This window comes from Desulfosporosinus sp. BICA1-9 (genome assembly GCF_000802135.1).
This window is the reverse complement of sequence record NZ_JUEE01000247.1, coordinates 1-9,025: the sequence shown is the minus strand read 5'-3', so window position 1 is coordinate 9,025 and position 9,025 is coordinate 1. Positions and strand designations below refer to the sequence as shown.

At 41.1% G+C, this 9,025-nt stretch carries 9 protein-coding genes and 1 riboswitch; of the genes, 1 reads left to right on the top strand and 8 read right to left on the bottom strand.

The genetic code is table 11. The features are described 5' to 3' along the window. The coding region (locus tag JL57_RS30425) for a hypothetical protein (protein ID WP_291300786.1) at nt 1-322 on the top strand (322 nt) is incomplete at its 5' end. Between the two features lie 228 nt (nt 323-550). On the opposite strand, the gene JL57_RS30420 is transcribed toward JL57_RS30425, so the two are convergent. From JL57_RS30420 to JL57_RS30385, 8 genes are all read right to left on the bottom strand, one after another. Further along, a complete protein-coding gene (locus tag JL57_RS30420) occupies nt 551-1,558 on the bottom strand; it encodes an AI-2E family transporter (protein ID WP_034145616.1) in 1,008 nt (335 codons plus the stop codon). A 560-nt stretch (nt 1,559-2,118) separates the two neighbouring features. Next, entirely contained in the window at nt 2,119-3,300 is a 1,182-nt protein-coding gene (locus JL57_RS30415) for a M20 family metallopeptidase (RefSeq protein ID WP_034145615.1), read from the bottom strand. 131 nt (nt 3,301-3,431) lie between these two features. Then, complete coding sequence (locus tag JL57_RS30410) at nt 3,432-4,169, bottom strand: SDR family NAD(P)-dependent oxidoreductase (RefSeq protein WP_034145614.1); 738 nt, start codon at nt 4,167-4,169, stop codon at nt 3,432-3,434. A 137-nt stretch (nt 4,170-4,306) separates the two neighbouring features. Next, the gene (gene thiE, locus JL57_RS30405) at nt 4,307-4,933 is read right to left on the bottom strand and encodes a thiamine phosphate synthase (protein ID WP_034145613.1); all 627 of its coding nucleotides are present in this window, start codon (nt 4,931-4,933) and stop codon (nt 4,307-4,309) included. Beyond that, the gene (gene thiM / locus JL57_RS30400; protein WP_034145612.1) at nt 4,926-5,738 is read right to left on the bottom strand and encodes a hydroxyethylthiazole kinase; all 813 of its coding nucleotides are present in this window, start codon (nt 5,736-5,738) and stop codon (nt 4,926-4,928) included. The genes thiE and thiM overlap by 8 nt, the downstream gene beginning before the upstream one ends. Beyond that, nucleotides 5,720-6,934, bottom strand: a complete 1,215-nt coding sequence (gene cytX, locus JL57_RS30395; protein WP_034145611.1) for a putative hydroxymethylpyrimidine transporter CytX — start codon at nt 6,932-6,934, stop codon at nt 5,720-5,722. Before cytX ends, thiM begins: the two co-directional genes overlap by 19 nt. After that, entirely contained in the window at nt 6,931-7,734 is an 804-nt protein-coding gene (gene thiD, locus JL57_RS30390) for a bifunctional hydroxymethylpyrimidine kinase/phosphomethylpyrimidine kinase (RefSeq protein WP_034145610.1), read from the bottom strand. Before thiD ends, cytX begins: the two co-directional genes overlap by 4 nt. A gap of 94 nt (nt 7,735-7,828) precedes the next feature. Next, nucleotides 7,829-7,942, bottom strand: a riboswitch (TPP riboswitch). Nucleotides 7,943-8,107: 165 nt separating this feature from the next. Beyond that, nucleotides 8,108-9,025 (bottom strand): diguanylate cyclase (locus JL57_RS30385; RefSeq protein WP_034145609.1); only part of this gene is annotated, 918 nt, incomplete at its 5' end.

Sequence of the window (9,025 nt, the reverse complement as noted above, 5' to 3'; positions counted from 1 at the left end):
GACGACGACGATGATGATGATGACGACGACGATGATGATGATGACGACGACGATGATGATGATGACGACGACGATGATGATGATGACGACGACGATGATGATGATGACGACGACGATGATGATGATGACGACGACGATGATGATGATGACGACGACGATGATGATGATGACGACGACGATGATGATGATGACGACGACGATGATGATGATGACGACGACGATGATGATGATGACGACGACGATGATGATGATGACGACGACGATGATGATGATGACGATGCTAATGCTAATGTTGTACAAGAAGTCGAGGAAAAAGTTGTAAGCTATAATGGTACCATTCCAGAGTCCGATCTTACGATGAGACGGAAAGTCAAAGTTATTAATCGTTAATACTATTATTAGCTTCATACTCATTTGAAAATGATTAATATTTAGGGGAAATTTGCTTATGGCATTACTTCTTAGAATGTCGCCTTGGAGCAAAAAATAATTAGAGGATGTCTCAAGGGTTTGAACATCCTCTAACTCATATTCTTCAACTTAAGAAGATCTAGAAATCTTCTACTTCAAGAAGATCTAGAAAAAACAGGAAAAGTGGAATTCCGAATAATAATCCCCATATTCCCAAAAAGTGTTCTGCCATAATTAAAACCACTAAAGTGAAAAAAACTGGCAGTTTTGTTTTTACGGACATTAGTTTAGGGTTTAAAAAATAGGCTTCAATTGCATGTAAGACTGCAATCATTACTAACACATATAGAATCTTTATTAATCCACCTAATTTGAAGGCTATGATTGTTAAAGGAATCAACGAAATGATAACACCTGCTACAGGTATGATTCCGAGAATAAAAATCATAAAACCTAGACCAATCACTTGATGAAAGCCCATTGCACTCAAGATAATGGCGGATAAAAAGGAGTTAATTAATGAAATCAGGATTTGAGTTTCCATTACTTTAGCAAACGAATTAACGAAATTTTTACCTAGCTTTTTATAGTATTTATATATAAATCCTATTTTACTATCTGCAAACTTGTTTAAGAACTTTATCGTTTTATCCTTTTCTAAAATGAGAAATAAGCTAAGTATAAGGGCAATAAAGATGTTTAAACTAAATTTCCAAATGTTTGTTACCGAATGAATAAGATAAGTTCCACCCTCAACAACATAAGATTGAATGTTTGTACTAATTGCTTCCCTTACATTAGGATTTATTGCATCTTCATAATTATTGATATCAAAATTGCTGAGCTGAATTCCGATATATAATAACTGTTTACTTAAGATGGGTATATATTTATAGATAAAGAATACCATGGCAGAAGCCAATATTATAAAGATAGTAAAGGTAATCCCGGTTCGATTAATGGGCATTAGTTTGACAATTTTCTTAAAAATGTAATTTTGAATTCCGTATAAGATAAAAGAAAACATAAACGTTAATAATAACAAATTCATCATGGGTTTAATACTAATTATAATTGCAAATAAAAGTAGCAAAGATATAATCTTTTTAAATAACTTACTTTCAAAAAAATTCTTATAATAATCCATTTATAATGTTAGCCTCCCGATTTAATTCTCAATTTCTTTTCAAATTACCGTATTATCTAACATAATATCACGTTATATTGCCCGTATAAAGGTTTATCCACAATCTACTGTTCCCCATATATCAGTGCTTCAACTAAGGATCTACCAATATTAAGCCAGTATACTCATATGAAAAAGAAAAATCCACTCCAGTGAGTGACCTCCACTACTCAGTTTACATTAAGTTAACTGCGTTCAATCAAGCAACTGCATCTTCTAATAAAAATATAAAAATGATTAGGTAGCAGAGCACTGATTCATTAAGGAAGGAACTTTAAGGGAAATCTTTCTAATAACTACAAAAACCACCCAGCTAGGTGGCTCCAGTTCTCCGAAATTCAGCATTTGTTAACTGATAGCAATGCTTACTTTCGATGAATCGAAACGATGCCTAGCACGCGACCAACAACTTAAATCTGAATCTTGATTGTATTTGATCTGTCTTTATTATACCTGAAATCTTCTTCCTGTCAACAACCCTGAACTGAAAAGGATCGAGCACCTTCGAAGACTAGTGGTACCTATTCAGCAAGAAGTTTTAGTGCAGTATGCATAAAGATATTAATACCCTTTTGCATAGCATCCTCATCAATACTGAAGCAAGGGTGATGATGCGGATAGACGCATCCTTTTTCCTTGTTCCCTCCTCCTAAGAAGAAGAACGCACCCGGAGCTTTTTGTAAATAGGCGGAAAAATCCTCTGCGCCCATGCTAGGTCGGACAAACGCAATCCCTTCGTCCCCCATCACTTCACGTACTGTCTCTTCCAGAACCTGAACGATCCGATCATCATTGATCACTTGTCTGTAGCCTAAGATAAAGTTTAAATCATAATCTGCTCCGTGAGCTGAGGTAATTCCCTTGACTACTCGCTCAATTAAAAGTGGAACCTCTTGGCGCAGCTTAGGATTCAAGGTACGGATTGTACCGTCTATTTGCACAGTGCCTGGTATAATGTTATTTTGAGTACCACCAACAAACCGACCTACCGAGATTACCACAGGATCTAATGGATCTATATTACGTGACACAATATGCTGCAGGTTAACTACCACTTCTGCCCCAATGGTAATGGCATCGATCGTCTGATGGGGCATTGCTCCATGTCCACCCTTTCCCTTGATCGTGAGATAAAACGAATCCGGTGAGGCCATCATTGGACCATACGCCAAGCCGACTTTACCGCTTTCTAAAGCTGCCCATATATGCCCTCCGATGACGGCGTCTACACCTTCCATTACCCCTGCTTGGACGAGTTCTTCAGCACCCCCTGGTGGGAACTTTTCCTCAGCATGCTGAAATATTAAGCGTAACTCTCCTTTTAACTGGAAATACAAGCTACTGAATAGTTTGGCAACGCCTAGCAGCATAGCAGTGTGTGTATCATGCCCGCAAGCATGCATCACTCCAGGATTTTGAGAAGCATAATCTACCAGAGATTCTTCTTGAATAGGCAAAGCATCAATATCCGCCCTAATGGCAATCACTTTGCCGGGCTGCTTGCCAATCAAACGAGCCATCACACTAGTTTTTGTCGGACGTGTTACCTCAAAATAACCAAAGGACTGGAGCAAGTGAAAAATAAACTCTGAGGTTTCTTCTTCATGATAAGATAACTCAGGATTTTGGTGCAACTGACGTCTCCAAAAGATGACTTCATCCTTGATTGAATCTACCAAGCTATTCAAATTGTCAATTTTCATAAATTAACTCCTTTGAAAACCTTCAGTAAGTACTTTATCTGATGGCTAACCGCCGCTAGGCCTCTGGATAATTCGGACGGTAAGCCATGCTTAAATATAAGCAATGAATTGCTGGGGCATACCCTTACCTTTTAGATAAAGCTTCCTCCGTCGACCACGACTGTTTGTCCGGTCATAAACCCTGCATGGGCGACCAAGGAATAGACGACCTCAGCAATATCTTCAGGATCTGCAATTCGTCCCAGTGGTGTACCTGCAGCAAGTCGAGAAATATGCTCTTCCTTCCCTTCCACCCAACGGGTTTGGACAATTCCTGGTGCAACACCATTAACCCTAACTTCAGGAGCCAGCACTCTAGCTAACGACTTTGTAACACTTATTGCTGCCGCTTTAGAAGCAGAGTAAGCGATAGAACTACCTAATCCAGTTAAGCCTGCTATCGATGTGATGTTCACGATGCAGCCTCGACTTTTCTTAAGTTCGGCAGAAGCCGCCCTGCAACAAAAGAACAATCCCTTTACATTAACTCCCAAGATATCATCCCAGTATTCCTCTTTCATTCCCTCAAGGTCTGAATGATCAACGAAATGGGTCGTTCCCGCATTATTTACTAATATATCCAACTTGCCAAAATCCAAAGTTACTTGACTAATCATTGCCCTAATTTCAGCATCCCGAGCAACGTCCGCTTTATAGATTAGGCATCGAACTCCTAAATCCTTGATTTCTTGACTAGTTTTAAGCGCTTCCTGCTCAGATCGAGAGTAATTAATCGCAATATTAACTCCAGACTGGGCTAGTTTTAAGGCGATCGCTTTACCGATCCCGGTCCCGCCTCCAGTGATCAATGCTGTTTTATCGTTTAACATTATAATCCTCTCCTTGTAAGCAAGTATTATGTACTACCTTCGTTTTTCTAGTATAACCCACAGGTTTATCCTAGACAAGGAATAATAGGACAAGAATGAGCATCGTCTCGATGTTCAACTTTAGCTAATGGAGTTGACTATCTAATAAGTTCCTTTAACTGCTTGGACGCCATTAGAATGTCTTCTACTGCCAAAATGGCAGATACGACTGAAACCCCGTCAATTCCGGTATCCATAACGTGTTTTAGGTTCGTCAGATTAATTCCACCGATCGCCACAACAGGGATTTTGACTGTTCTCTTAATAAGTTCTAATTGCCCGAGACTGACTTCTGGGGCGTCAGTCTTAGTTGATGTGCTAAATACAGCTCCGACTCCTAAATAGTCAGCACCCTGTTGTTGGGCAAGAATGGCTTCTTCTAAGGTACTGGCAGAGACCCCAATGATTTTATTAGGGCCAAACAACTCTCTTGCTTTTAGCATAGGCAGATCTTCTTGTCCGACATGTAATCCCTCGGCATCGACCGCGAGAGCAATGTCTAGACGGTCATTTATAATTAGGGGAATTTGGTAGCGAGAGGTTATCGCTTTTACTTCAATGGCTAGTTGTAAGAAATCCTTGGTAGAAAGGGATTTTTCCCTAAGCTGCACCAAGGTTACCCCACCTTGTATGGCTAGCTCAATACTCTGAGCCAAATCCCGCTCTCCGAGAAGTTTTCGATCTGTGACCAAATACAAAGTGTAGTCGACCTTAACTTTACTCATAACTAATTTTACCTTCTTTAGCTAGGATTTCGGGAGTCAGATTATAGATGCTATCCAACAATCTGGTTCTAAAGGTTCCGATCCCTTCCCCATGGCGTAATGAAGCCTGAGCGATTTCTCCTGCCAAGCCCATACTAATAATGCCAGCCACGGCCGCCGTATAATAATCTTTAGTGACGCCGCAAAAGGTTCCCACGAGGGAGGTTGTCATACACCCTGTTCCTGTAACATCCGCCAAAATTCGGTGGCCATTATCCAGTAAGCACACTCGACGTCCATCAGAAACAACATCCGTTTTACCAGTTATGGCAATCACGCAGCCTAATTCAGAGGCTAGTTTTTTGGCAATCACCGAACTATCTTGTTCGTCCGCTAGCGAATCAACTCCCTTTATAGCTACATTTTGGCCGGCTAAGACTTTGATCTCTGACATATTCCCCCGGATAACCTCAAGTTTTAACTCCTTAATCAACTTTTCTGCAGTGTTTGTTCTCAGCTTCGTGGCCCCAACTCCTACCGGATCTAGGATCACCGGAACACCTAATTCTTTCGCCCGTAATCCGGAGACTCGCATGCTTTCAATCGTTCTGGAATTAAGAGTGCCAATGTTAAGAACTAGGGCAGAAGCAAAGCCAACCATTTCTGCCACTTCCTCCAGATCATCTGCCATCACAGGGGAACCTCCGATGGCTAGGACAATATTCGCACAATCATTCACAGTGACATAGTTGGTAATATGGTGAATTAAGGGACTTTTTTCTTTAACAAGCCTTAGGTTTTCAAAGATTACTTCACGTATTTCCATTTAGCAGTCAACCTCCATGTTATAGAATGTAAGATGCTGATAATCAGCATCACAGGAATTGTAGAGCCCAGAACAAAGTCTAACTTGATAAACCTATAGTATAAAGCTGTACCCACTGCACAGAGGAGTAACGTACCCCAGTTTATCAAAAGCTCAGGTTGGATTTTCTTGTTCTTTAAAAGGAAATAATCCGTCAAGAGAATGGCAAATAAGGGCGCAAACACTGATCCAATGGCATAAAGAAAATGCTCATATTGCTCAATATTAACGATAATCGCAAGTCCGGTTCCAATCCCAGTCATGACCAAGGCAACCGTTTTCTCATTTAATTTAGGGAAAATGTTGAGAAATGTGACCCCAGCCGAATAAGCATCCAGGAAGGTAGTGGTTACCGTAGCCAAGACAATAATTCCTAAGGCTACAATACCGAGATTAGCTGCTAATAACATTGCGGCGGGATCAGCGTCCGAGGCGATGATCGCTGCGCCCAGGCCGATAATGTACATCCAACTGCTGCCAAAGAAGTATCCAAGCCAGCTGCCCCAGGCACCGTCTCTCCTTGACTTAGCAAAGCGTGTGTAGTCAGAGATCAATGGTAACCAGGATAAAGGCATGATTACAGCTAATTCTATACCAAAGCCAAAAGACATATCTCCGACAACCTGTTTGGTAAACAGTTCATGGTTGCTGAAAATGATAGTGCTCAAGATAATCGTTAACAAGAACAATAGCACCACAGCTATGTGGTTCGCCTTTTTCCAGCCGCTATCTTTTCCAAGCCATACCCAAATCATAATAAAGACTCCAATAATCAGACTCCAAACCGTCAGCTGATCAAATCCCCATAAGGTTTTGCTGATCTGGTTAACCGACCTGGCCCCGACGATTATCATCACAGCCGTCCAACCCAATAATTGTAAAACATTTAAAACAGAAAATAGATAGGAACCGTATTTTCCAAAGGAAATTCGAGTTGATACCAGGGCAGGAATGCGCTCATTAGTTCCGATGATTCCTGCTAACACCAAAAGTGAGGTTCCAACCAAGTGTCCAATCAGGATAGCCAAAACCCCCATTTTAAATCCTAGGGGAGCCAACAGCCCGCCGGTTAAAATTTCGGCGACTGAAATAGCTGCGCCAAACCAAAGGGTTGAAAAATTAAACATACTTAAATTATTTTTTGAAGCTATACTCACTCTATTAATCCTGCCTTTTTGTATAATGTGTAAAAGTGATGAGTCGGTCCTACGCCTTTTCCGATCGCTAAAGAATGTTGAATGGCAATTGTGATATATTCCTTGGCTAAGGAGACTGCTTGATTAAGGCTGTACCCCAACGCCAGATTTGCAGTGATTGCCGATGAAAGAGTACATCCTGTCCCATGAGTATTCTTAGTAGCAATCCTAACCGAGCTAAAATAACTAAATTCCTGACCGTCAAAGAGGATATCTACAGAGTCATCCTCTAAGTGTCCCCCCTTTAAAAGTACATTCTTAGCCCCCATCTGATAAATCACCTTAGCAGCCTCTTCCATTTGCTTTAGCGTGCCAATAGACCTTTTGGTCATGACCTCAGCCTCTGGAATATTAGGGGTGACGATCATTGCCATGGGCAATAATTCCCTACTCAAAGTTACTTCTGCCTCCGGGTTTAACAAGTGGTAACCGCTTTTAGACACCATGACTGGGTCTAAGACAATCCTTTGAGGCGCATAGTGTTTCAACTTTTCTGCAATCACCTCGATAGTTTGAACTTGGGAAACCATACCGATTTTCACTCCGTCGACCTCAATATCGTCGAAAACTGCTTCGATTTGTTGAGCAATGACCTCTCTTGAGATATCCTGAACAGCAAAAACTCCTTGGGTATTTTGGGCAGTGACTGCGGTTATTACGCTCATTCCATAGACACCATGAGCACAGAACGTTTTTAGATCAGCTTGAATCCCTGCTCCCCCACTAGAATCTGAACCAGCTATAGTAAGTACTTTTTTCACGGGTGACTACCTCCTCCATTATTAAATATTCTCTCTTTAAAAACTAAAAAGAGCACAGATCCCCAGAATAGGGTTTGTGCTCTTTCATCTTCATAAAAGAGTAAAAACTGCTTACCTACGCTGGCATTATCCAGATCAGGTTAAAAGGGTCTTAGACCTTATCGGGTCTAAATCTCAGCCAGCCTTTCTAGCTCCCCTGCCCACATCATATATATTTTGTTAAAAATAACATGGAAAATGTGATTAGTCAATCCTATCGGACACGATTTCTACACCGTTCTCTTAACTTGTCAGTTTTTCAGCTTCCTCTAATTCCCATACTACTCATTGAGTAGTATTTCCCTCGGGTTATGTTGATCCAGTAAAACCAATCTTAGCCTATCGGACGGATCGACGATTGATCGAAACTAAATACTTTAACAAATATAGGTACTAATTTTGGGTCAAATTGAAGCCCGCTGTTTGCCATCAATTCATTAAAAGCTTGCTCTTGGCTCATGGCTTTTCGATACGGACGATTACTTGTCATGGCATCGTAGGCATCCGCAATCGCCAGAATGCGGCACTCTAAGGGAATGTCGTTTTCCTTAAGTCCTAAAGGATAGCCCTGACCGTTCCACCATTCATGGTGTCTCAAAATGTGATCGGCAATGGGAAGCAGGTCCGGGGCAGATTGTGCAATCCGATGTCCAATCTCACTATGTCGCTGCATTTCCTTAAATTCTTCAAAGGTTAAACGCCCAGGCTTAAAAAGTATACGATCTGGAATACCCACTTTGCCGATATCATGAAATTGGGCCAACAATCGCAAATCTGCAAGAGTACGCTCGGCTAATCCCATTGCTTCTCCAAGGGTTAGGACTATGTCTTGCAGACGATCGGCATGCCCTTCCGTGATAAAATCTCTAGCCTCTAAAGCTTTCATAAGTGCCTGAACTATGGCACTGCGGGTACTTTTACTTCGATGTAGTTTTTCCCGATACATGCCATCATCAGCTTCTTTAAAGACCATATCAACATTCACATTCGTTTTCTCACTTACAGCAGATCCTATAGATAAGCTAAGTGGAAACTCTAAATTCTCGCTATTGTACTCCTCAACAGCCTTACGAATTCTATAACAAGCTTGTTCCACAATTTTCAGGTCACTTTTTGGCAAAAGGATGGCAAATTCATCTCCGCCAATTCTGAACACTAAGTCATCCTCCCGGAAACACTTCTTAAGTATACCAGCAGTGAGCCAAAGCAACTTATCACCAGTGCCATGTCCTAAAGTATCATTGACAAGTTT